Source organism: Streptomyces sp. NPDC005494 (assembly GCF_042872025.1).
In the GTDB taxonomy this organism is placed as follows: Bacteria; Actinomycetota; Actinomycetes; order Streptomycetales; family Streptomycetaceae; genus Streptomyces.
Map to the genome: position 1 here is coordinate 172891 of NZ_JBIAJR010000005.1, position 22021 is coordinate 194911.

Sequence of the window (22021 nt, forward strand, 5' to 3'; positions counted from 1 at the left end):
GGCTACGGCCGGAAGTGGTCCGCCATCAGGCGGCTGACCCATTCGGGCTGTGCGACGTCCTGCACGCGGAACTCCGCCATGACCGGTTTCAGGTCGACGACCGGGGTGCCGGAGACCGCGTCCAGGCCCACCACCGTCAGCTCACGGCCGTCCACGGATTCGACGGCGCAGCACGTCACCCCGATGCGGTTCGGCCTGCGGGGGCCCCGGCCGGCGAACACACCGACGGGCGGGAGGTCGGAGCGGCCTCGGGCGGGCCGGGGTTCACGGTAGTCGTCGAGTTCCGGGAGCTGGTCGAAGACGAAGAGGACCTCCACGTGGGAGAAGCCCTCCAGCCCCTGGAGGCACGCGTCGCCGAACCGCTCGTCGACGGTGATCGTGCTGCGGACGGCGCCCCAGTTGTCCGTGTGCTGGACGTCCGTCCGGTCGTTCCGGACCGTACCTGTCGGCGTGATCTCGAAGCTCGGCATGGCACGGTTCCAGCACGCAACCCGTCTGCCGTCCGCCGTTTCCCGTCCCGGCCCACGGGCCGTTCCCCGGCCCGACCTGCGGGCCGTTCCCCGGCCCCGCCCACGGGGAGCGGGCCGGGGGAGGCCGGCGGCCAGAAGCGGCTCGGGAGGCGCTATCCGCGCAGCGCGTCCAGCTGCTCCAGGAACCACTGCTGCGGAGGCAGCGCGGTCGAGGCGGTGGCGAGGCGCTTCGTGCGGGCGCTGCGCTCGTCGTGGTCCATCGTCAGCGCCTCGTGCAGGGCGGCGGCCGTCGCCGAGACGTCGTAGGGGTTGACGACGATCGCGTCCTCGCCCAGCTCCTCGTAGGCCCCCGCCTCCCGGGACAGCACCAGCGCGCAACCGTCGTCGGAGACGACGGGCACCTCCTTGGCGACGAGGTTCATGCCGTCACGGATCGGGTTGACCAGGGCGACGTCCGCCAGCCGGTAGGCGGCCAGCGAGCGGGCGAAGTCGTCGTCGACGTGGAGCAGGACCGGGGTCCAGTCGGGCGTGCCGTACTCCGCGTTCACGGCGTCGGCGACCCGCTGCACCTCCGCCGTGTAGTCGCGGTAGACCGCGAGGTCCTGCCGGGAGGGGTAGGCGAAGGCGACGTGGACCACGCGTCCGCGCCATTCGGGCCGCTCCTCCAGCAGCGCCCGGTAGGCGTGCAGCCCGCGGACGATGTTCTTGGAGAGCTCGGTGCGGTCCACCCGCACGATCGTGCGCCGGTCAGCGCCCACCTGCTCCCGGAGGAGCTCCATGCGCTCGTCCACGTCCGCCTCGTGGGAGCGGCGGCGAAGGAAGTCCCCGTCGGCGCCGAGCCCGTGCGCCCCGATCCGGGTACGGCCGGTGCCGCCGAGGATCTCCGTGCAGCAGCCGATGAAGGCGTCCGCCCAGCGCCGGGTCAGGAAGGCGGCCCGGTCGGCGCCCAGGATGCCCTTCAGCAGCTGCTCGCCGATGTCGTCGGGCAGCAGCCGGAAGTAGTCGACGGGGGCCCAGGGGGTGTGCGAGAAGTGCCCGATCCGCAGGTCGGGGCGCAGCTCGCGCAGTATGCCGGGGACCAGCGAGAGGTGGTAGTCCTGCACCAGGACGGCGGCGCCCTCGGCCGCCTCCTCGGCGAGCGCCTCGGCGAAGGCCCGGTTGTACGTCTCGTAGGAGGCCCACTGCCGCCGGAACTCCGCGTCGAAGACGGGCTCCACCGGCGTCTGGTAGATCATGTGGTGGACGAACCAGAGCACGGAGTTCGCGATGCCGTTGTACGCGTCGGCGTGGACGTCCGCGTCGATGTCGAGCATCCGGACGCCGGGTTCGGACACGCCGCGCCGGACGGCCTCGCGGTCGCCGTCGCTGAGGGCGGCGCACACCCACAGCTTGTCGTCGACCGCGCTGAGGCCGGAGACGAGCCCGCCGCCGCCGCGCTTCGAGTCGAGCGTGCCGTCCTCCCGCAGTGCGTACGACACGGGGCCGCGGTTGGACGCGACGAGTACCTGGGCAGCGTGCTCGGAGACCATGTACCCGAACCTAGCCCGTTCGGGAACCCTCCAAACGTGATGTGTGTGCGGAGTGGCGCACGGAGAACCGTTACGCCGCGTTGCGTGAGGCGTATTCCGCGATCTCCCGCATCGGCGGCCTCTCCTCCGTGTCCACCGCATGGGTGTGCGCGACGAATCCGCCGGGCCCCCGCTCGAACTGGGTGATCTCGGGCCGTACGAGGGATCCGCGGGAGAGCCGCTGCTGCGCGGTGCGGTAGATCGTGGCGGCCATCCTGCCGAGGGCCTGGCCGTCCTGGTGGCGGTGTTTGCGTACGCCGACGTCGACCTGCGCCAGTGCGTCCAGTCCCACCGTGTGCAGCGCGTCGACGAGCAGGCCCAGCTCCACTCCGTAACCGACCGGGAAGGGGAGCTGCTCCAGGAGTGAGCGCCGCACGGCGTACTCGCCGCCCAGCGGCTGGACGAAGCCGGACAGGCTCGGCCAGTGCAGGTTGAGCAGGGGGCGCGCCACCAGTTCCGTCACCCGGCCGCCCTGGCCTGCTGCTTCGCCGAGCGGGCGGTCGTACATCGCCTTGACGAACTGCACCGTGGGGTCGGTCAGCAGGGGGCCGACGATCCCGGAGACGAAGTCCGCCGAGAAGTCCTTGAGGTCGGCGTCGACGAAGCAGACGATCTCCCCGCTGGTCACCAGCAGTGACCGCCACAGCACTTCGCCCTTGCCGGGGAGGGCGGGTATCCGGGGGAGCACGGAGTCCCGGTGCACGACCCGGGCGCCGGCCCGGCGGGCGGCCTCGGCGGTGCCGTCGGTGGAACCGGAGTCGATCACGACCAGCTCGTCGACCAGCCGGACCTTCTCCATCAGCTCGCGCCGGATCTCCTCGACGATCGCGCCGACCGTCGCCTCCTCGTTCAGCGCGGGCAGGACGACGCTGACGCGGGAGCGGTGCGGATCCCTCGCCCGCGCCGCCGTGAGGCGGTCGAGCGGGCGGTCGGCGGCTGACCAGGAACGCCTGGTCAGCCAGCGTTCCACCTCTTCCAGCACGGTCGGTACTCCCTGTATGTGATCCATCTCGCGGTTCGGACGACTATCTCGATCGTCCGGTGCTTCGGTTACAGTCTTGAACAACGCGGATGACCCTCGCATCTCGGGGTCGGTCCGCGGATAAACGCCCGGATCCATGGTCCGGTGCCATAGCGCTCATCCAGAGGGACTGAGGGAACGGCCCGTTGAAGTCCCGGCAACCCTCCTGCCGACCGCGAGGTCACGGTGGGGAAGGTGCCAATTCCGTCTTGTGGCGAAATACGCCGCGAGGAAGATGAGGAGAAAGGGCCTCCGCCATCATGGCCGTGCAGACAGTTGCAGCCGACATCAATTCTTCCGCCGTGGACCTCGGTCCCGCCGCAGCGCTTTCCTGCCGCGAATGCGGCGAGCGTTTCGAGCTCGGTCCCCTTTTCGCCTGCGCGTCCTGTTTCGGGCCGCTCGAAGTGGCGTACGACCTGCCGAGCGGCTCCCCCGAAGAGCTGAAGAAGCGCATCGCCGAGGGTCCGAACAACATCTGGCGCTACGCGCCGCTGCTGCCCGTTCCCTCCGATGTCGCCGAGAAGCCCAACATCAACCCCGGCTTCACGAAGCTGGTCAAGGCCGACAACCTCGCCCGCGAGCTGGGCGTGACCGGCGGCCTGTACGTCAAGGACGACTCCGGCAACCCGACGCACTCCTTCAAGGACCGTGTCGTCGCGATCGCCGTCGAGGCCGCCCGCGCCTTCGGATTCACCACACTCTCCTGCTCCTCCACCGGCAACCTCGCCGGCGCGGTGGGCGCCGCCGCGGCCCGCGCCGGCTTCCGCTCCTGCGTGTTCATCCCGCACGACCTGGAGCAGGGCAAGGTCGTCATGGCCGCGGTGTACGGCGGCGAACTGGTCGGCATCGAGGGCAATTACGACGACGTCAACCGCTTCTGCTCGGAGCTCATCGGCGACCCCCTCGGCGAGGGCTGGGGCTTCGTCAACGTCAACCTGCGGCCGTACTACGGCGAGGGCTCCAAGACCCTGGCCTACGAGATCTGCGAGCAGCTCGGCTGGCAGCTGCCCGACCAGCTCGTCATCCCGATCGCGTCCGGTTCGCAGCTCACGAAGATCGACAAGGGCCTGCAGGAGCTGATCAAGCTCGGCCTCGTCGAGGACAAGCCGTACAAGATCTTCGGTGCCCAGGCCGAAGGCTGCTCCCCGGTCTCCACCGCCTTCAAGGCGGGCCACGACGTCGTCCGGCCCCAGAAGCCGAACACCATCGCCAAGTCGCTGGCGATCGGCAACCCGGCCGACGGCCCGTACGTCCTGGACATCGCCCGGCGCACCGGCGGCGCCGTGGAGGACGTGAACGACGAGCAGGTCGTGGACGCGATCAAGCTGCTGGCCCGCACCGAGGGCATCTTCGCGGAGACCGCGGGCGGGGTGACGGTCGGTGTGACGAAGAAGCTGATCGACGCCGGCCTGCTCGACCCGTCCCTCACCACGGTCGTCCTCAACACCGGTGACGGGCTGAAGACGCTCGACGCGGTCGCCCCCACGACCGGCCTGTCGGCGACGATCCGGCCCAGCCTGGACGCGTTCCGGGACGCCGGCCTCGCCGCCGCCAACTGACCACCCCAGACCCGAGGAAGGCACCCACATGAGCGTCAAGGTCCGTATCCCCACCATCCTCCGCACCTACACGGGCGGTCAGGCCGAGGTCCCGGCCGAGGGGGCGACCCTCTCCGAGGTCATCGCGTCCCTGGAGCAGAACCACCCGGGCATCGGTGCCCGTGTCCTGGACGACCAGGGCAAGCTGCGCCGCTTCGTCAACGTCTACGTCAACGACGACGACGTGCGCTTCGAGGGCGGTCTGGACGCGGCCACGCCGGACGGCGCCGGCGTCTCGATCATTCCGGCCGTCGCCGGAGGCTGACGGACCGGTCGGGTGTCCCGACTGCGTTGTGTGACCGGGGTGGCCCCCTCCGCGAGAGAAGCGGAGGGGGCCATTCTGCATGGTTGAGCACGGTACAGTTGGGGAAGTCCCCGCTGCCGCCCGTGCCACGCGCATATGAGAATGCGCCCGGCCGCGTCAAGAAGCAGCCAAAGTACGTGAGCTCCTTGCGCCATAAGTGGCCTTTGTCAGGCCCGAGTTGCCCAAAATCCTCACGAGTTCCCCCCTTCCGGGCGTTCAGGTGTGCCCAGAATTCTCGTCCGATTGACCTGTTGCAGAGGGCAGTTGGGCAGATACATTCGGCCGCGGTCGACGCGTTCCGGCGCACGCCACCCTCTCCTGTCGGAGGGTGAGTTCTGACCCGGGCCCGCGAAGTGCGGTGCTCGTGCAAGGGCCAGTAATAGGGGAGTTAGGCATGGCTCAGGGCACCGTCAAGTGGTTCAACGCGGAGAAGGGGTACGGCTTCATCGCGGTCGACGGTGGTGCGGATGTTTTCGTCCACTACAGCGCGATCCAGATGGACGGATACCGCACCCTCGAAGAGGGTCAGCGAGTTGAATTCGAGATCTCGCAGGGCCAGAAGGGGCCGCAGGCGGACATGGTCAAGCTCGCCGTCGGCTGAGCTCGGCGCGGTCGGCCGACGACGCTACTCACACACGCGGGGCCCGTACTCCCACCGGGGTGCGGGCCCCGCGTGCGTCGTCCCCGGCCGGGGCCCGTGGTCGTCCACATCCGGAGAGACACGCTTGCGCCCGCCCGAAACGCTTGCGCCCGCCCGTCGCCCGACCGCCACCCCTCCAGTGAGCCTTCTCCGAAGGCGCTTGCACTCTCCGGGGTCGAGTGCTAATCATTGGCGTTAGCACTCTCCAGGTGAGAGTGACAGAACTTAGGACCGGGCCGGTGAGGCCCGCACGCTTGCCGGGGCAAGGAACCGGTGAGCACGCTGGCCGTCCGTCGCGGGCGCCTCTCGGTCCGGAGAAATCCACCCCTGTCCGGGAGGACCACTTCACATGGCCAAGATCATCGCGTTCGACGAGGAGGCACGGCGCGGTCTCGAGCGCGGGATGAACCAGCTCGCCGACGCCGTCAAGGTCACCCTCGGCCCCAAGGGCCGTAACGTCGTCCTCGAGAAGAAGTGGGGCGCGCCCACGATCACCAACGATGGTGTTTCCATCGCCAAGGAGATCGAGCTCGAGGACCCGTACGAGAAGATCGGTGCGGAGCTGGTCAAGGAGGTCGCCAAGAAGACGGACGACGTCGCCGGCGACGGTACGACCACCGCCACCGTTCTCGCCCAGGCGCTCGTCCGCGAGGGCCTGCGCAACGTCGCCGCGGGTGCCAACCCGATGGCTCTGAAGCGTGGCATCGAGAAGGCCGTCGAGGCCGTCTCCGCCGCCCTGCTGGAGCAGGCGAAGGACGTGGAGACCAAGGAGCAGATCGCTTCGACGGCCTCCATCTCCGCTGCCGACACCGAGATCGGCGCCAAGATCGCCGAGGCGATGGACAAGGTCGGCAAGGAAGGCGTCATCACCGTCGAGGAGTCCCAGACCTTCGGTCTGGAGCTGGAGCTCACCGAGGGTATGCGCTTCGACAAGGGCTACATCTCGGCGTACTTCGCCACCGACATGGAGCGTATGGAGACGTCCTTCGACGACCCGTACATCCTGATCGTCAACTCCAAGATCAGCAACGTGAAGGACCTCCTTCCGCTGCTGGAGAAGGTCATGCAGTCGGGCAAGCCCCTGCTGATCATCGCGGAGGACGTCGAGGGCGAGGCTCTGTCGACGCTGGTCGTCAACAAGATCCGCGGCACCTTCAAGTCCGTCGCCGTCAAGGCTCCGGGCTTCGGTGACCGCCGCAAGGCCATGCTCGGCGACATCGCCATCCTCACCGGTGGCACCGTCATCTCCGAGGAGGTCGGTCTCAAGCTGGAGAACGCCGGCCTGGACCTGCTCGGCACCGCCCGCAAGGTCGTCATCACCAAGGACGAGACGACGATCGTCGACGGTGGCGGCGAGAGCGACCAGGTGCAGGGTCGCGTCAAGCAGATCCGTGCCGAGATCGAGAACTCCGACTCCGACTACGACCGCGAGAAGCTCCAGGAGCGCCTCGCGAAGCTGGCCGGCGGCGTGGCCGTCATCAAGGCCGGCGCCGCCACCGAGGTGGAGCTCAAGGAGCGCAAGCACCGCATCGAGGACGCGGTGCGCAACGCCAAGGCCGCCGTCGAGGAGGGCATCGTCGCCGGTGGTGGCGTGGCTCTGCTCCAGGCCTCGGCCGTCTTCGAGAAGCTCGACCTGACGGGCGACGAGGCCACCGGCGCCAACGCCGTCAAGCTCGCGCTGGAGGCCCCCCTCAAGCAGATCGCCGTCAACGGTGGCCTCGAGGGTGGCGTCATCGTCGAGAAGGTGCGCAACCTGCCGATCGGTCACGGCCTCAACGCCGCGACCGGCGAGTACGTCGACATGATCGCCGAGGGCATCATCGACCCGGCGAAGGTCACGCGCTCCGCTCTGCAGAACGCCGCGTCCATCGCCGCGCTCTTCCTCACCACCGAGGCCGTCATCGCCGACAAGCCGGAGAAGGCCTCTGCGGCTGCTCCGGGCGGCATGCCGGGCGGTGACATGGACTTCTGATCCTCGGATCGGAGCTCCACGCAGCCTCGGCTGCACCCGTAGTACGTGTACGACGCCGGCCCCCGGGAGTGATCCCGGGGGCCGGCTTCGTCGTGTGCGGAGGTGTCAGCCCGCGGGGGTGGTCAGTATGCAGAGCGGCGTGCCTTCGTCGGGGTCACCGACGTACGTCCAGAGCTTGAGCGTCCGGCCGTCCCGCAGTGCCGCATAGGTGGTCGCGGCGGTGCTGTCCGCGTCGAACGACACGTACACGTGGCTCTGCCCCTCGTCCTCCTCGGTCTCCCAGGTGCCCGTCCCCGACCTGGGCGCGTCCGTGCCGTCGATGATGTCGTGGTCGCTGCACACGCGGTCGGCGGTGGCGGTGCCGTCCGGCTTCAGCTCCAGTGTGCCGCCGTGGGAGTCGGTCCATGTGACGGCCGCCCGGGCCGGGGGCAGTTCGACCGCCTCTCCGTCGGGGACCGGCGGAAAGGCGAGCCTGCCGCAGGCCACGAGGGCGAACACGGCGGGAGTGAGGGCCAGGAGGCCTCTTCGGGAACGCGACACACGCCACCTCTGTTCTGCGCGGTACATCGGCACGGACGGCCGGTGCCGGCACGAGCGTAGGACAGGGCCGAGGGCCCCGGCCGTCCGGGGGATACAGCGACGCCGGCCCCCGGGAGTGATCCCGGGGGCCGGCGTCGTTCGCGCGTCCTGCCTGGTCAGGCGGTGCCGGACCTACGGCGGCGCATCCACCAGGTGAGCGCTCCGCCCGCCACGGCGAGGGCCGCGGCGATGCCCGCGATCAGGGCGACCGGGGTGCTGGAACCGGTGTCGGCGAGGTCGCCCTCCGGGCCCTGGGCGGGCGGGGCCGACTTGTCACCTCCGGCGGGTGTGCTGGGCTTCCCCGACGGGGTGTCCGACGGCGCCGGGGTGCTCGGCTCGTCCGAGGGCGACGGGGGCGGCGTAGGCGTGGGGACCGGGTCCTCGTCGCCCCCGCCCGTCTGCCCGGAGCCGTTGCCGCCGATGAGGGCGGTGCCGGAGTCGCGGTAGGCGGTCTCCGCCTTCACCGACGTCTTGGTGTCCTTGTCCAGGCGCGGGTGTTCCAGGTCGAAGCGGACCCGGGGGATGTTGCGCTTGGGGGACTTGGAGAAGTCGACGCCGCCCATGACGCAGGTCTTGTTCTCGCCCGCGATGTTGCAGGGGTAGCTGTAGTCGCCCTGTGTGTAGGACTTCATGTAGGCGTCCCACGTCTGCTTCGGCGTCCAGCTCGCGTGCTCCGTGCTCAGCGGCCACCGCGCGACGTCGTCGCTGTCGATGAGGGGCCGGAAGTCGGTGGCGCGGTCCTTGTCCTGGTCGCGGATGTACTCGGCGGCCACCCGGGAGGAGTAGACGCGGCGGAGGTCGGCGTACGCGGCGCCGGAGTTGACCTTCTGCTCCACGTCAGGGATGACGTACTGCTCGACCAGCCGCTGCGAGGTGCGGATCTGCGCCTCCGTCAGCGTGCAGGCCCCGTTGGGAGAGGGGTGCTCGACCGACTGCGGTTCCGAGTTGACCTTCAGCGGGGCGTCGAGGATGTAGATCCCGTCGTCCTCCACGCGCACCTGGGCGGTCTTCGGGACGATCCACAGGCGGATCTGGTGCCCACAGGGGATGTTCGCCGCGTTCATGGCGTCCCAGTACTGCTTGCCGATGCCCTGGCGCGGGTCCATGTCCTTGGCGTAGTCGTGCTTCATCTCCAGGTCGGCTTCGAGGAGCACCCGGCCCGCGTCGGTCTTCCCGAACGTCTTGTCCATGATCTTGTCGGGCTGGTCCGGGTTGAGGTTGACCCAGAACTTGTCCGGGGTCAGCGCCAGCCAGGTGAACATGGCGTCGGAGGCCAGCCGGAGCTTGGCCTTGCCGCCCCAGCCGGGGTTGTTCTCCGGGTCCTTGGCGTAGTCGGCCTGGAAGGAGTAGTCCAGGCCCTTGCCCTTGACGGGGCTGCCGACGTAGTTCAGCTCCAGGGTGGAGAAGTCGATCCCGCCCGGCCCGCCGCGGCCGAAGACCCCGTTGCCGTTGGCGTTGCGGTACTGGTGCTGGATCTGCCGGGCCTGGTCGGGGGTGGAGCCGGAGCGGAAGGCCGCGTCGTTGATCGGGCCGACGGAACCCACCCGGCGCGGGTCCGGGTTCATGATCGGGTTGTAGCGGGTGTACTGGTTGGCCCGCCACCTCGGCGCGCCCTGGGAGCGGTGCTCGCGCACGGTCGCCTGGTTCTGGGACCCGCGTTCGTCCGCGAGCTGCTTGTTGAGCTTGTCGTACTGCTTGACCGTGTTCTTCGCCGTCTCGCTGCCCGTGATCAGGCGCAGCTTGTGGTCGCCGTACTCCTTGTTCCGCAGGATGTGGCTGTCGTAGCGGAGCTGCTTCGGGATGTGCTTGCCGTTGGACTTGAACTCGACGAGTTCCTTGGTCTTCGCGTTGTACGCGTCGTACTTGCGGACGGCCTGCTTGCCGGTCTTCGGGTCGATGACGGGCTTGCCGTCCTTGTCGAAGACAGGGACGTTCTTCTGGCAGATCCAGTCCGGCCCGACGAGCTTGTAGTCGCGCACGACCTTGGCCTCGAAGCCGTCACCCTTGAGCCGGTTGGCCTCGTAGCCGATCAGGCGCTGGTCGAGCCAGGTGCCCCAGTTCTTCAGGCCCGTCGACTTGCCCGCCTGGGCGTTGTAGCGCGCGTAGATCTCCAGCACGCGGTACTTCGGGTTCTGGGTGTTCTCGAACTGCTTCTTCCACTTCTGGGCGTCGGCGTCCGTGTTCCCGGCGAGGTCGCTCTGTGCCTGGGTGGGCTTCTTGAGGCCGTCGAAGGCGTGGGAGGGGTTCTCGAACCAGTAGTCGTCCCACTCGTTCTGCGGTCGCTGGCTGAATGCCTGGTTCTTGCCCTGGATGCCGGAGTTGGACGGCGGCGAGCCGTACTCCTTGCCCAGCCACTTCTTGTCGCAGCGGATCGGGGCGGGCGCGGCCTCGGCCTGGGACTGCAGGGCGGGCAGTCCGGTGGTCAGGATCCCGGCTGCCAGGATGGACGCGAGACAGGCCGCGGTGCGGGCCCGGATGCGCGTGCGTATGGGCGTACTCAAGGTGGTCGTTCCCCCGATGGGGGCGCATGGGAACAAGGCGTCCGCGGTGGGGCCCCCGTGACATGCCACCGCCAACACCCTCCACCATAGGAGCCCATCCGCCTCTGAGCGCACGGCGTTTCCGGCGAGGCGTGTGTCAACTTTGTGTGTGTCCTGGGTGGTTGTGAGGGCCCGCGAACGCCGTCCCTACGATGCACCCATGGGTGATCAGGCAGACGAGAACACCGTCCGGCAACGCCATCCGGAGCTGCTGGCATGGCTGTCCGCACGCGAGGCCGCGTTCGAGGGCTGGGCCGGTGAACTGGGCCCCCTGGAGCACTGGGATTTCGGGACCGATTCGCTGGATGACCTGGAAGAAGTCGTACGGGAGAGGTACGCCGGCCTGGAGGAGGTCCGGGCCGCCAAGGACTCGGACTTCGTCCAGGGCGCGACCTGGTACGTCGGTGAGGTGGTCCGCCGCTCGTTCGCCGCGTGCGGAACGCACGCTCCGCTTGTGTGGATGTACGACCCGGAGCCTCCCGCCGGACACGCGCCCTCGGCCTTCTTCGCCCCCGGCACGGGAGTGGTGACGAACACGCCGTTCCTGGGTACGCGCGATGCGGTGGACGGAGAGTGGCTGTATCCGCTGGGCGTGATCAACGAGCTGTACAGCACCGAGAACGAGTGGGGCGACCCCGTGGAGCCCCGACTCCGAGGAGCCGTCCATGATCCGTACGACGACGACGATGACGACGATGACGAGGGCGTGGGCGGGGAGGGCTGAGGGGGCCTCCTCCTGGCCGGGCTCAGCGACGGCCCAGGGCCCACGCCGTCCTGTCCGAGCGGGGCACCAGGCCCGCCCGCACCGAGGCCATCCGCTCCCGCACCCCGTCGGTGGGTACGGCGCCGTGCGGCCCCGCCGGCTCATGGGCGGCTTCGCCCCGGCACCCCGCGCAGAGTCCGCCTGCCAGGGCCTCGGGGCTGCCTGGCGCGCGACACTCCCCGCATTCCAGGGTGAGCAGCGCCGTCCGTCGCTCCGGAGCCGGGCGGTGCGGCGGCAGCTTGTCGGTCAGCCGCCTGCGGATCAGCGAGGCCGCGTGATGCACGGGCACGGGGAGCCCGTGGGTCAGGGCGTGCAGCAGCTCGGCGTCCCTCGCGCCCCGCTCGAACCACTCGCTGACCTGCGGCTCCAGGCTCGCGCACTCCGCCGCCGACAGGCTCAGGGCGGGTGCGGTACGCCCCAGGGCGGCCAGCAGCACGAACGCCCGTGAGCGGGTCTGCGGTTGCGGGGTCTCCCGGGGCACGTCGCCCCGTGTGAACGCCGCCCACCACGCGTCGTCCCGTGCGGTCCTGGAGAAGAACGTCCTGGTCACCCAGAGCATGACCTCGTCGGTGGCGACACACTCGCTGCCCCGGCGCAGATGCCCGGCGGCCTGGAGCCTGTTGAGGGCGGTCCGCAGGGCGCACTGGCCGTACGGGAGGACCTTGGCGAGCGTCTTCACGGAGATGTCGGAGCCGTCGGGCAGCCGGTCGATGTACGAGGCGATGGCCGCCTCCCGGGGCGGCAGATGCCTGAAATCGGCTGCTTCGCGAGGGCGTTGGTCCGGCGCGGAACGCTTGTCGTAGCCGGGGTTCGCCATGGGGTGCGTGGAGCCGTGCGGGGTCAAGGGGGCAGCACTAAGCTGGGTGACAGTCATTTAGGTCGGGCCTTCGATCTAGGTGATCAGGCCCCTGTCCGGTGTTGGCGCACCGACGGGGGTCGTTCTATGTCACTCCGCACGCTAGAGCGTCGTCACGATCCGTGGCAAGCCGAGCACGAAAAGTCAACCCTTCGTGGCGAACGAGGGAGGGTGGGCGGGAAAAGACCCCTCCATCCATTCCTCTGAAAGAGCGCCCGGACCTCAGGACTTGAGCTCCGGTCAATCCCTGGGGACGGCGCGCCCGATCGGATGAGCTTCGTTGCGCACCCGGGCGTGGCGCGCCACAAGATCGCCAGGATGACCGGTGACGGCACCCTGACCAGCAGGTCGAGGGGCAGGGGCACTCGCACGCCGTCGACCGATCCGAGCGGGAGCGACCATGGCGAACGAGCTGAAGTACGGCGACAAGATCCACCTGCAGAACGGCTACAACGGCTGGACGGGCGGTTACCTGGACACCAACGGCCACAGCACCGACTCCGGCGGCAAGTACGCCGTGTCGACCGCCGAGTCACCCACCCGGGGGGAGGGCACCGGCACCTGGGAGATCCTCTCCCCGAACGGCAAGACGGCGGGCACTCCGGTGGTGAGCGGTGACGTGATCCAGCTGCGCAACCTCTACGGAGGGGACGGCGGTTACCTCGACACCAACGGCCACGCCACGGCGGACCAGAGGAACGCGGGCGCCAGGTACAACGTCTCGACGTCCAAGGACCGGGACCGCGCGCCCGGCTCCGGCACCGGTCGCTGGCGCATCACCGCGCGGACGTCCTCACCCACCGACGGGAACATCCGCCCCGGCGACGTCATCCAGCTGTGGAACCTCTACGCCGACAACGGCGGCTTCCGGGAGACCAACGGCGGTGGCCCGGCCGGCGGCAAGTACGACATCTGCACCAACGCCTACTCCAACCGCTCCTCGGACGTGGCCGACTGGAAGGCCCAGCGCCCGTAACGAACGGGTGGTGTCACGCCCCTCCCGTGTCACGCCCCTCCCGTGTCACGCCCCGTCGTAGGGGCCGCCGCCCGGCGGGCGGCCCCTGCGTCGCCTCAGCGCGTACGGATCGAGTGGTGCGTCCCCTTGCCGACGGCCCCCAGCTTGTCGGGGTCGGCGAGTGCGCGGGAAGCATGTGGTCCAGGTGGTCCGAGACGCCCCGCGTCACACACCCAGGCCGGCGTCCCGCGCGAGCAGCGCGGCCTGCACCCTGTTCTCGCACCCCAGCTTGGCGAGGATGCGGCTCACGTACGTCTTCACCGTGGCCTCGCTCATGTGGATCCGCTGGCCGGCGTCCGCGTTGGACAGGCCCTCACCCAGGAGGGCCAGGACGTCCCGTTCACGGCCGGTCAGCTTCTCCAGCCTGCGGCGCGCGTCCTCCGCGCGCTGCGTGGCCCCGCCCGAGGCCAGCGAGTCCACCACGTGCCGGGTGGCTCCGGGGGACAGGTACGCCTCCCCGGACGCCGCCGCCCGCACCGCGCGCATGAGCTCCGCGGGGGCGGAGTCCTTCAGCAGGAAGCCGGCGCTGCCCTCGGTCAGGGCCCGCAGCACGTTGTGCCGTTCCCCGAACGTCGTCAGTATCAGCACCCGCACCCCGGGGACCGTCCGGCGCAGCTCCGCCAGGGCCGTCAGCCCGTCCATGACCGGCATCTGGATGTCGAGGAGCGCGACGTCGACCCTTTGGGAGCGGGCGAGTTCGACGGCCTCGCGGCCGTTCGCCGCCTCCGCCACCACGTCGATGTCGTCGGCCGAGGACAGGATCATCCTGATGCCCGCCCGGATGAGCGGCTCGTCGTCCGTCACAAGAACCCTGATCACGACTCTCCTGAACGGTCCTGAGCGGTCAACTCTGCGGGCATCCGGCCCTCATCATCCCCGATCGCCCCGCCTGTCCGGCCCCGGGCTCGTGGTCCCTCAAGCCGTCTCGAAGGACTTCTTCTCGATCAGCTTGCCGTCCTTGAAGCAGAACCGGAAGACCGGCTCGGCGTCCCAGCTGCTGCCGAAGTCGGAGGAGAGGAGGGTGAGGCACTTCGCGCCCACGGGCACCGGCGGGGCGCCGTCCCCCGGGCCCGTGTTCAGGAACGAGTCCCCCTGCGGGAGCAGTTCGCGGACGGAGTCCTCGGTCTGGCCGATCGTCACGGCGTCGTACTGCTCGGGGTCGATCATCGCCTTGTCCGCCTCACGTACGAGGAGGACCCCCGCGACGACCACCACGATCACGAGCACGACGGCGACGAGCGCCACCACTCCGCACCCGATGGCTATGCCGTTGCTCCTCTTGGTCCTGTTCACTGCCTTGGCCAACTCCTTAGGGAGACCGTTCCAGTCGATGACCGGATCACTGTCGCCCGCGGAGCCCGCCGGATTCTGCGCCCGAAAGTCGCTCCGCGCAGCGACGAACGTCGGCGTCGCGTCGCCGGGCGGCGGGCTCGGGAAGCCGTCACCCGACGACGTGTACGGCAGTACCCCCGCCAGCCGGAACCCGCCGTCCGCGGTGGGACCCGCGTGCACCATGCCGCCGACGAGTCGGGCCCGCTCCTCCAGGCCGGTCAGCCCTTGGCGTCCGCTCGCCACACCGCCGCCCACGGGTACCGCCACCGGGCCGTTGGCGACCTCCACCACCAGCGAGTCCGGCTCGTAACGCAGCCCGATGGTGATCGGAGCCCCCGGAGCGTGCTTGTGGGCGTTGGTCAGCCCTTCCTGGACCACCCGGTAGGCAGCGTGGTCGGCGGTCGGGGCGAGCGGACGCACCTCGCCCGAGCGCCGGATCTCCACGTCCGAGCCCGCTCTGCGCGAGGCCTCGGCCAGGCTGTCGATGCCCGCCACCCCACGTGACGGCGCCCCCGGTTCCTCGCCGCCCGCGCCCCGCGTGCTGCCCTCGGTGCGACCGGCATCCTCACCCTCCCGCAACACACCCACGACATCGCGCAGTTCGTGCATCGCGGCCACCGACGCCTCACGCAGCACACCGACCGCCTCGCGCTGCTGTCCGGTCAGCCCGCGGTCCACCTCCAGCGCACCGGTGTGCACCGCGATCAGCGCGAGCTGATGGCCGAGGCTGTCGTGCATGTCCTGTGCGATGCGCTGGCGTTCCAGCATCCTCGCCTGGCCTACGAGCATCGCCCTCTCGCGCAGGAGCTGGGCGTTGTACTCGTGGAGCGTGTCGGTCAGCGTCCGGCGCTGCGACCAGTAACGTCCCGCGAGACCCGGTACGAGGATCGCGACCAGCAGGAACATCGCGGCGAGGGCCAGGATCGACCACGACGTGTTCGGTTCCGACAGGATGCTCAGGGCCAGGGTGAGACCGTAGGCCAGGCCGAAGGCTCCGCAGGCCCTGCCGCGGCCGTCGATGCGCCGCCCGGCGGACCAGGCGACGACGAGGAGCAGAGGCGCGAAACCGAAGAACGGCGCTGAGCCGGCACCGGTCGCGAGCAGCACGGAGGCGGGCAGCCCACGGCGCAGGAGCGACAGCAGACCGGCCGCCAGGCCGATGCCGACGGCCTGGAGCGTGCTCTTGTCGTCCGCGAGCCCGGCGGCCACCGCGAGCAGCGTGAGGACGAGGCTGAGGAGCGATTCGCCCACGATGCGCCCGGTCGGCCACATCCCTGGCGCGAAGAGAGCACGCCCCGGTACGGCCGACCAGGACGCCAGTCGCGCCCTCACCGCCGAGGGCTGCCGGGCTGGAGTTGCGGGGGCCAGGGAATCCACACGAGTCACGCACTCACGGTAGAGACCTCGGGGAGGACGCCGCCGTCACCCTTCGTCGCGACGGCCGACGACGAAAGTCGCCGCCCTTCCCGGACGGGACCCCGGCGATCCTCCCCGTGTCAAGGAGTATGGACGCACCGTCGATTCGGGGGGTTGTCGTACTGATCTCGCGCCGGGGCGCTGGCAAGGTCGTCCATGAGAGATCGACCGGCCCGCACTGAGCAGGGCCTCGACCAGGGGGAGAAACCATGCTGAGCAAGCGCATCGCCGCCGCAGTCCTGTTCGCCGCCACACTGACCGGGGCCTTCGCCCCCGTGGCAGCGGCCCGGCAGCCCGATCCGGTGCAACGGCAGCTGGACGCGCTCGTCGAACGGGACGGGGTGCCGGGCGCCCTCGCGTACGACGGCAGGACGACACGTGCGGCGGGCGTCGCCGACCTGGAGTCGGGCCTGTCGATGGTCGACGAGCAGGGCCGGTTCCGGGTGGCCAGCAACACCAAGGCGTTCACCGCCGCAGCCGTCATGCGCCTGGTGGTGGACGGCCGGATAGGGCTCGACGAGAGCGCGGGCGCCTACGTGCCCCAGCTTGCCGGACGCGGGATCACCGTACGCCAGTTGCTCAAGCAGAGGACCGGGCTCCCGGAGTACACCGCACTCGTCGACTGGACCCTGCCGCCCGGCACGTCCGAGGACTATCTGGGCCTCGCGCTCCGGGCGGAGCCCGTGTTCGAGCCCGGCGCCGACTGGGGTTACTCGAACACCAACTACCTGGTGCTCGGCATGGTGATCGACAAGGTGGCAGGGGTCGACTTCCGCACCTACATCGAGCGCACCGTTCTGCGGCCGCTGCACCTGGACGACACCTACTGGTCCGCGCCGGGCGAACTGGACCTGCGCGGACCGCACGCCCGCAACTACGGCTACCACCCGGCACACCCTGAGGCCGGGCGGGTGGATGTGACCGAGCTGCCGGGCTACGAGTTCGGAGCGTCCGGCGGGCTCGTCTCCACACCCGAGGACCTCAACGCCTTCTGGGACGGCCTGTTCGGCGGCCGGCTCCTCCCCGGCTGGGCAACGCGCCTGATGACCCGCGACACCAGCGACGTCGGCGGCCGTGACGTCTACCCGGCGGGCAGCCGCTACGGCTACGGCGTCGCCTCGATCCCGCTCAGCTGCGGCGGCGTCTACTGGGGCCACGGCGGTGATCTGCCCGGCGACTCGGTCGGCGGCGGCCGGGCCACGGGCCACCGCGGCACCGTGACCGTCTACACCACGACGTGGGCGGCCGAAGGCGCGAGCCTGCGCCACCTCCAGGGGGCGGTCGACGCGGCCCTGTGCGCCGGGGGCCGCTGAGGCTTGGGGCCGACTCGTCGCGGCAGGCTGCTCCGTACTTTCCGGCGGGGCACAGCGGCAGCCACGGCATCGCACTGCGCTGCCGGAACGTCCAGGTGCATCCAGGACGCGGACGTCCGCCGTGCGATGCACCGCATCCGACGCCGGGCGCTGATCCACCGGGATGTGCGGGCCAGTCCGTCGGCGTGCCTGCCCTCGGCCCCCACGCGGCGCGCGTCGGGGCGGAGGGCAGCCGTCCCCCCGGTCACCGGAGGGACGGTACCAGCGGTCTACGGGCGCTTGAGGTCCGAGACGAAGGCGGTCCAGGCGGCGGTCCGGAACACGAGCGCCGGGCCGTCCGCCATCTTGGAGTCGCGGACGGGGACGATGTCGGGGATGCCGTCGGCGACTTCGAGGCAGTTGCCGCCGTCACCGCCGCTGTACGTCGACTTGCGCCAGCTGGCGACTTCGAGGCAGTCGCCACCGTCACCGCCGCTGTAGGACGACTTGTGCCAGGTGGCAGTGGAGAGGTCGTAGTCAGAACTGCTGATCTTCATGGGTGTAATCCTCCGCCACCGATTCGATCAGGGCCAGGGACACTTCCGGTGACGATGCGTTGGCCCCCAGCAGATCGTAAGTCAGCTCGTATCTGGCGACACCCGCAGGATCATCCTGGAGTCGTCCCATACCCAGGCCGTCGACGTAGGCGAGGGGAGGTGCGTCTGGAAACGACATGAGCTTGAGCCCACCGTCGAGGGCGGCATGTGCACCTGCGGAGAACGGCAGGACCTGAATGATCAGGCGGTGTCGGCGAGCGAGCGCCGCCACATGGAGCAGAGCCTCCGCCATCACCGAAGGCCCGCCGACTCGTCGACGTAACACCGCCTCGTCCAGAACCACCCACAACAGGGGCGTCGTTGGATCGGTCAGCAGCTGCGCCCGCTCCAGCCGTGCTGCCACCAACTCGTCGATCACATCCTCCGTGACGGTCGGCTGGTAGGCCCGGAACACCGCTCGGGCGTACGCCTCCGTCTGCAACAGACCAGGGATCAGCAGCGGTGCGTACTCCCGGATCGCGGTCGCCAGCCGCTCTGCCTCCGCCGCCTCCGCGAAGTGGTCCGGGTACTTCGACTTCTTCAGCGCCGCGCAGTTTCGTACGAAGAAGCCGGACGCGTCCAGCACCTCGTCCAGCTTCTGGGCCTGGTCCAACTGCATGCGCCGTGTTCCGGCCTCCAGTTGGCCGATGAAGGAACCGCTGACGAACAGGGGTGCCCCCAGATCCTCCTGCGAGAGGCCGGCGGCCTCCCTCCGGTGGCGGAGTTCGGCGCCCAGGAGGGCGCGGGGTGAGGAGGAGGGATCGAGCTTCTTGGGTCCGGGCAAGGCGACTCCCAGTGGCACACGTGCGGATGTTGGAACTGCACCTCTTCCACGGTAGCGACGAATTGACCACGCTGAGTAGGCATAGTCACTACTCAGCGTGGAAATGGGGAAGATCATGATTACGGCTACGGAACGGCGCAAAGAGGCGGCGGGCAGAGTGCGGGCGGCGGAGGATGCGGTAGCGCGGCTGAGGGCGGGTTTCGCGGGGGTCGGTGTGAAGCTGCCGTCGCTGCGCATCGACCCGGTGTCCTGCGCGGGGAACGAACCCAGCCCGCTCGTCGACCTCGGCCGGTGCTCGGTCGAGACGGCACTGCGGCTGAGCGAACAGCTGGAAGCGGCGGCGGCTCATGACAGTTGAAGGCTTGGAGCCGTGTACGCCGGAGCCCGGGACGTTCGCGATGGACGGACGGGACGGCAGGGTGGGCCGGGTGATGGGCCGCGTCGGCCCGTATGTGCAGCTGCGTCCGCCGGGTGGTGGCCCGGAGTGGGACTGCCCGCCGGAGGCCGTCAGGCCCGCTCCGCCGGGACTCGTCCTCCGGGCGCGGGTGACGGAGATCAACCGCGAGGGGCGGCTGCCCTGATACCGCTGCCCTGATGGGACCGCGCCGGCGCAGTCAGGACCGGGAGGCCGCCGTGGCCGCTGTCCGCCGCTCCCGGTCCGCGACGAGCCGCCGGTGGAGTACCCCGAAGATGGGGTGCGCCGGTGGAAGGGTCAGGGCACCGGCGAGCAGGAGGGCGACGGCGATCGGGACGAGGAGCCCGGCGACGTGAGCGGCGTAGGTGTTGTCCGGGCCCCGGTCCAGGAAGAGCGAGACCGTGCCGGCGCGCAGGGGCCGGGCTGCCTGGTGGAGCAGCAGGTACACGGCGACGGTGATCCCGCCCACGGGGAGCGCGACGGCCAGGGTGCGGAACCAGGCGCCGGCCCCGCCCCACACCAGGGACCAGGAGCGGCGCAGCGCGGCCACGGGAGCGAGCCCCTCCGTCGCCGCGACCGACGGAGCCAGGATCCAGCTGAGCCGGAGCAGCAGCGCGGTCAGCAGTCCCAGCAGCGGCGGACCGTAGCGCAGCAGGGCGAACAGGTTGGGGTACTCCCACTGCGGCACGATCACGGTGTGCTCCCTGAACAGGGTGGTGGTGAAGGCCTCCTCCACCAGGACCCCGGTCACCACGGGGGCCCACACCAGGAGTCCGCGCAGCGCGAACACGCCCAGGACCGCGCGGAAGCGGCCGTGGGCCCGGACTGCGGCGGTCTGGATCGCGGAGCATCCGAGGTGCAGCAGGAGGACCAGAAAGGGCAGGCATCCGAGGAGGATGAGCCACAGGTCGTTCACCAGGCTGCCGCTGGGGGCGTAGGAGTCCTCGTCGATGCGGGCCTGTATCGCGCCCCGGCGCATCTCGGTGAACGCGGGCCAGGCGGCGACGAACCCCACGACGGTCAGTAGCAGTCCACCGAGGGCGACCAGACCGGTGACAAGGGCCGCCCGGCCGTACGGGCCGCCCCCGTCGCGGCGTATGACGGCGAGTGTCGTGCGGACCGTGCCGCGTCGCGAGCCGTCCGCCTCCTCCGCCTGCCGGTCCTCGCCCGGGGCGGTCCGGTGGGCGCTGCCGCCGCTGGCCCGGCCGTTCGTCATGTCTGCCGCCTCTCTCTGTCCGGGGGACGCCGCTCATCGATCGAAGATCAACCTCTCGGGAGAGGGATGCGTGAGGACGGGCGGCCGGTTCCCCGGCCCCGACGAGCGCGGGGGACACCTGCGGGGAGGTCCCTGCGCGCGTCACACGATCGTGGGACGCTGAGAGGAGCGGCGGCATGCCGCGAGGAAGTCGATCTACGCTCCCACGTACGGCCACAGGAGGAGGGACCTGCGATGACCGCCGCGATGGTCGAAAGCGATCAGGGCTCTGAAGGCCGCCCGTGGGACTACCTGCTGCGCACGTGGCAGGAACTGGACGTGCCCGAGGGGTGGCGCGCCGAGATCGACGAAGGGCAGATCGTCTTGGTACCGCCGCCTCATGCGCACCACAACGGCATCGCCGAAGTGGTGCAGCGTGTTCTCTACCGGGGCCTCCCCGATGAGCTGGGGATCTACCAGACGCTCGGTGTGCACGTCGCGCCGCTCGACAAGCTGTACGTCCCGGATCTCGTCGTGATGCCGAGAGAGCTGATCGCGGCTGCCGACCCGGAGGCCAGCGACCCGCTGGACGCGTCCGAAGGGCTCCTGATCGTCGAGATCACCTCTCAGGGAAACGCCCGGGAGGACAGGACGAAGAAGTACCGCGCCTACGCGAGGGCCGGGGTCCCGATGTATCTGCTGCTGGACAGGTTCGACACACGCGGTGCGATGGCGACGCTGTTCACCGAGCCGAACGAGGACGGAACGTACAAGCGCTCCGACGCCGTGCCTTTCGGAAAACCGCTCCTGCTGCCGGAGCCCTTCGACGTCACCCTGCCCACGGCCGACTTCCCTGCCTGAGCGCACCTGGCACACACCACGCGACCACTGACGGCGGGGCCGGCTCCTTGATGGAAGCCGACCCCGCCTCTGTACGTGTGTGCCGCGTACTCAGATGCGGTAGCTGTCGTAATAGGTGCCGACCTGGGCGTGATAGCCCGGGTCACCCGCATGCTTGTCCTTGTCGAACTCCGGGGAGTCCTTGATCTGGTCCTTGGTCAGGTCGACGAACACCGTCTTGTGCTCGGTGTCGATCCCCTTGACCGTGCCCGCGGGGAGCAGGACGCTCTTCCCGAAGATCCAGACGCCGGTGTCGACGACGATGTAGGCGGAGCCCACCTCGTCGGAGTGCTTGTCGACCTTGCCGATGCTTCCGTCCGTCGCCTCGACCGAGAATCCGGTCAGGTCGGCGCCCGCGGTGTGACCGCTCGTAGGCTGGTAGCCCCACAGGTTGTCGCTCATATCTGGCTCCTTCCTCGACGGTTCGTCCGGTACGGCGAATCCCCTCAACACGGGGTTCATCGCCGCTCACTCATCGGCTGCCCCGGCTTTCCGGGTCCACACATCGGTAATTCGGAAATACACGGAAAACGCGGGTGGCGCAGGGCTCGAAAGCCCTGCGCCACCCGCGTTTGTTGCTGGTCGTCAGGCCGTTTACCAGCGGTACCACCGGCCGCGCTTACCGCCGCTGGCCGCCGGACGGACAAAGAATCCGATAAGCCAGACCACAAGTACGATCACGGCGATCCACCAGAGTGCCTTCAGCGCGAAACCGGCACCGAAAAGGATCAGGGCGAGCAGAAGAACGAGAAGCAGGGGAACCAT

At 69.8% G+C, this 22021-nt stretch carries 23 protein-coding genes and 1 riboswitch; of the genes, 10 read left to right on the forward strand and 13 right to left on the reverse strand.

The features are described from left to right. Positions 1-2: 2 nt before the first annotated feature. From ACFYQ6_RS17125 to ACFYQ6_RS17135, 3 genes are all read right to left on the reverse strand, one after another. A complete protein-coding gene (locus ACFYQ6_RS17125; RefSeq protein ID WP_361578303.1) occupies positions 3-470 on the reverse strand; it encodes an SAM-dependent methyltransferase in 468 nt (155 codons plus the stop codon). A 152-nt stretch (positions 471-622) separates the two neighbouring features. Beyond that, positions 623-1999 (reverse strand): trehalose-6-phosphate synthase, encoded by a 1377-nt coding sequence (locus ACFYQ6_RS17130; protein ID WP_361578300.1) that lies wholly within the window; start codon positions 1997-1999, stop codon positions 623-625. A 70-nt stretch (positions 2000-2069) separates the two neighbouring features. Beyond that, a complete protein-coding gene (locus tag ACFYQ6_RS17135) occupies positions 2070-3020 on the reverse strand; it encodes a glucosyl-3-phosphoglycerate synthase (protein WP_361578704.1) in 951 nt (316 codons plus the stop codon). A 153-nt stretch (positions 3021-3173) separates the two neighbouring features. Further along, positions 3174-3301: riboswitch (SAM riboswitch) on the forward strand. 18 nt (positions 3302-3319) lie between these two features. On the opposite strand from ACFYQ6_RS17135, the gene thrC reads away from it, so the two are divergent. The 4 genes from thrC (at position 3320) to groL (ending at position 7573) form a co-directional block, all read left to right on the forward strand. Further along, positions 3320-4618: a threonine synthase gene (thrC, locus tag ACFYQ6_RS17140; RefSeq protein ID WP_361578297.1), complete on the forward strand. Its 1299-nt coding sequence runs from the start codon at positions 3320-3322 to the stop codon at positions 4616-4618. Between the two features lie 28 nt (positions 4619-4646). Next, complete coding sequence (locus ACFYQ6_RS17145) at positions 4647-4922, forward strand: MoaD/ThiS family protein (RefSeq protein ID WP_145804483.1); 276 nt, start codon at positions 4647-4649, stop codon at positions 4920-4922. A 433-nt stretch (positions 4923-5355) separates the two neighbouring features. Then, a complete protein-coding gene (locus ACFYQ6_RS17150) occupies positions 5356-5562 on the forward strand; it encodes a cold-shock protein (RefSeq protein WP_003967346.1) in 207 nt (68 codons plus the stop codon). A 388-nt stretch (positions 5563-5950) separates the two neighbouring features. After that, the gene (gene groL / locus ACFYQ6_RS17155) at positions 5951-7573 is read left to right on the forward strand and encodes a chaperonin GroEL (protein WP_307125650.1); all 1623 of its coding nucleotides are present in this window, start codon (positions 5951-5953) and stop codon (positions 7571-7573) included. Between the two features lie 105 nt (positions 7574-7678). On the opposite strand, the gene ACFYQ6_RS17160 is transcribed toward groL, so the two are convergent. Together ACFYQ6_RS17160 and ACFYQ6_RS17165 are read right to left on the reverse strand one after the other, a co-directional pair. After that, positions 7679-8113, reverse strand: a complete 435-nt coding sequence (locus tag ACFYQ6_RS17160; RefSeq protein ID WP_361578293.1) for a hypothetical protein — start codon at positions 8111-8113, stop codon at positions 7679-7681. Between the two features lie 155 nt (positions 8114-8268). Beyond that, complete coding sequence (locus tag ACFYQ6_RS17165; protein ID WP_388763602.1) at positions 8269-10653, reverse strand: LPXTG cell wall anchor domain-containing protein; 2385 nt, start codon at positions 10651-10653, stop codon at positions 8269-8271. Between the two features lie 199 nt (positions 10654-10852). Here ACFYQ6_RS17165 and ACFYQ6_RS17170 point away from each other — a divergent pair, with 199 nt between their 5' ends. Continuing rightward, complete coding sequence (locus tag ACFYQ6_RS17170; protein ID WP_361578287.1) at positions 10853-11416, forward strand: hypothetical protein; 564 nt, start codon at positions 10853-10855, stop codon at positions 11414-11416. Between the two features lie 22 nt (positions 11417-11438). On the opposite strand, the gene ACFYQ6_RS17175 is transcribed toward ACFYQ6_RS17170, so the two are convergent. Beyond that, positions 11439-12329, reverse strand: coding sequence for a hypothetical protein (locus tag ACFYQ6_RS17175; protein ID WP_388763605.1), 891 nt, complete (start codon positions 12327-12329; stop codon positions 11439-11441). A 382-nt stretch (positions 12330-12711) separates the two neighbouring features. On the opposite strand from ACFYQ6_RS17175, the gene ACFYQ6_RS17180 reads away from it, so the two are divergent. Then, complete coding sequence (locus ACFYQ6_RS17180; protein ID WP_388763607.1) at positions 12712-13287, forward strand: hypothetical protein; 576 nt, start codon at positions 12712-12714, stop codon at positions 13285-13287. Between the two features lie 204 nt (positions 13288-13491). Here the strand turns inward: ACFYQ6_RS17180 and ACFYQ6_RS17185 are convergent, their stop codons facing one another. Both ACFYQ6_RS17185 and ACFYQ6_RS17190 read right to left on the reverse strand, forming a co-directional pair. Then, positions 13492-14145: a response regulator transcription factor gene (locus tag ACFYQ6_RS17185; RefSeq protein ID WP_361578281.1), complete on the reverse strand. Its 654-nt coding sequence runs from the start codon at positions 14143-14145 to the stop codon at positions 13492-13494. Positions 14146-14241: 96 nt separating this feature from the next. After that, positions 14242-15930, reverse strand: coding sequence for a sensor histidine kinase (locus ACFYQ6_RS17190; protein ID WP_388763816.1), 1689 nt, complete (start codon positions 15928-15930; stop codon positions 14242-14244). Positions 15931-16283: 353 nt separating this feature from the next. On the opposite strand from ACFYQ6_RS17190, the gene ACFYQ6_RS17195 reads away from it, so the two are divergent. Further along, positions 16284-17387 carry a serine hydrolase domain-containing protein gene (locus tag ACFYQ6_RS17195; RefSeq protein WP_388763610.1) on the forward strand — a complete coding sequence of 368 codons (1104 nt, stop codon included), beginning with the start codon at positions 16284-16286 and terminating at the stop codon, positions 17385-17387. Between the two features lie 269 nt (positions 17388-17656). Here ACFYQ6_RS17195 and ACFYQ6_RS17200 read toward each other — a convergent pair whose 3' ends face one another. Then, positions 17657-17923 (reverse strand): DUF397 domain-containing protein, encoded by a 267-nt coding sequence (locus ACFYQ6_RS17200; protein ID WP_361578275.1) that lies wholly within the window; start codon positions 17921-17923, stop codon positions 17657-17659. Then, the gene (locus ACFYQ6_RS17205) at positions 17904-18746 is read right to left on the reverse strand and encodes a Scr1 family TA system antitoxin-like transcriptional regulator (RefSeq protein ID WP_388763612.1); all 843 of its coding nucleotides are present in this window, start codon (positions 18744-18746) and stop codon (positions 17904-17906) included. Before ACFYQ6_RS17205 ends, ACFYQ6_RS17200 begins: the two co-directional genes overlap by 20 nt. A gap of 115 nt (positions 18747-18861) precedes the next feature. Here ACFYQ6_RS17205 and ACFYQ6_RS17210 point away from each other — a divergent pair, with 115 nt between their 5' ends. Both ACFYQ6_RS17210 and ACFYQ6_RS17215 read left to right on the forward strand, forming a co-directional pair. After that, positions 18862-19104: a hypothetical protein gene (locus tag ACFYQ6_RS17210; protein WP_388763614.1), complete on the forward strand. Its 243-nt coding sequence runs from the start codon at positions 18862-18864 to the stop codon at positions 19102-19104. Next, complete coding sequence (locus ACFYQ6_RS17215) at positions 19094-19327, forward strand: hypothetical protein (protein ID WP_361578269.1); 234 nt, start codon at positions 19094-19096, stop codon at positions 19325-19327. The genes ACFYQ6_RS17210 and ACFYQ6_RS17215 overlap by 11 nt, the downstream gene beginning before the upstream one ends. 33 nt (positions 19328-19360) lie before the next feature. Here the strand turns inward: ACFYQ6_RS17215 and ACFYQ6_RS17220 are convergent, their stop codons facing one another. Beyond that, positions 19361-20377: a hypothetical protein gene (locus ACFYQ6_RS17220; RefSeq protein ID WP_388763616.1), complete on the reverse strand. Its 1017-nt coding sequence runs from the start codon at positions 20375-20377 to the stop codon at positions 19361-19363. 234 nt (positions 20378-20611) lie between these two features. On the opposite strand from ACFYQ6_RS17220, the gene ACFYQ6_RS17225 reads away from it, so the two are divergent. Beyond that, complete coding sequence (locus ACFYQ6_RS17225) at positions 20612-21217, forward strand: Uma2 family endonuclease (protein WP_361578264.1); 606 nt, start codon at positions 20612-20614, stop codon at positions 21215-21217. A 90-nt stretch (positions 21218-21307) separates the two neighbouring features. Here ACFYQ6_RS17225 and ACFYQ6_RS17230 read toward each other — a convergent pair whose 3' ends face one another. Both ACFYQ6_RS17230 and ACFYQ6_RS17235 read right to left on the reverse strand, forming a co-directional pair. Further along, the gene (locus tag ACFYQ6_RS17230) at positions 21308-21658 is read right to left on the reverse strand and encodes a PRC-barrel domain-containing protein (protein WP_361578262.1); all 351 of its coding nucleotides are present in this window, start codon (positions 21656-21658) and stop codon (positions 21308-21310) included. Positions 21659-21850: 192 nt separating this feature from the next. After that, complete coding sequence (locus ACFYQ6_RS17235; RefSeq protein ID WP_104787922.1) at positions 21851-22021, reverse strand: hydrophobic protein; 171 nt, start codon at positions 22019-22021, stop codon at positions 21851-21853.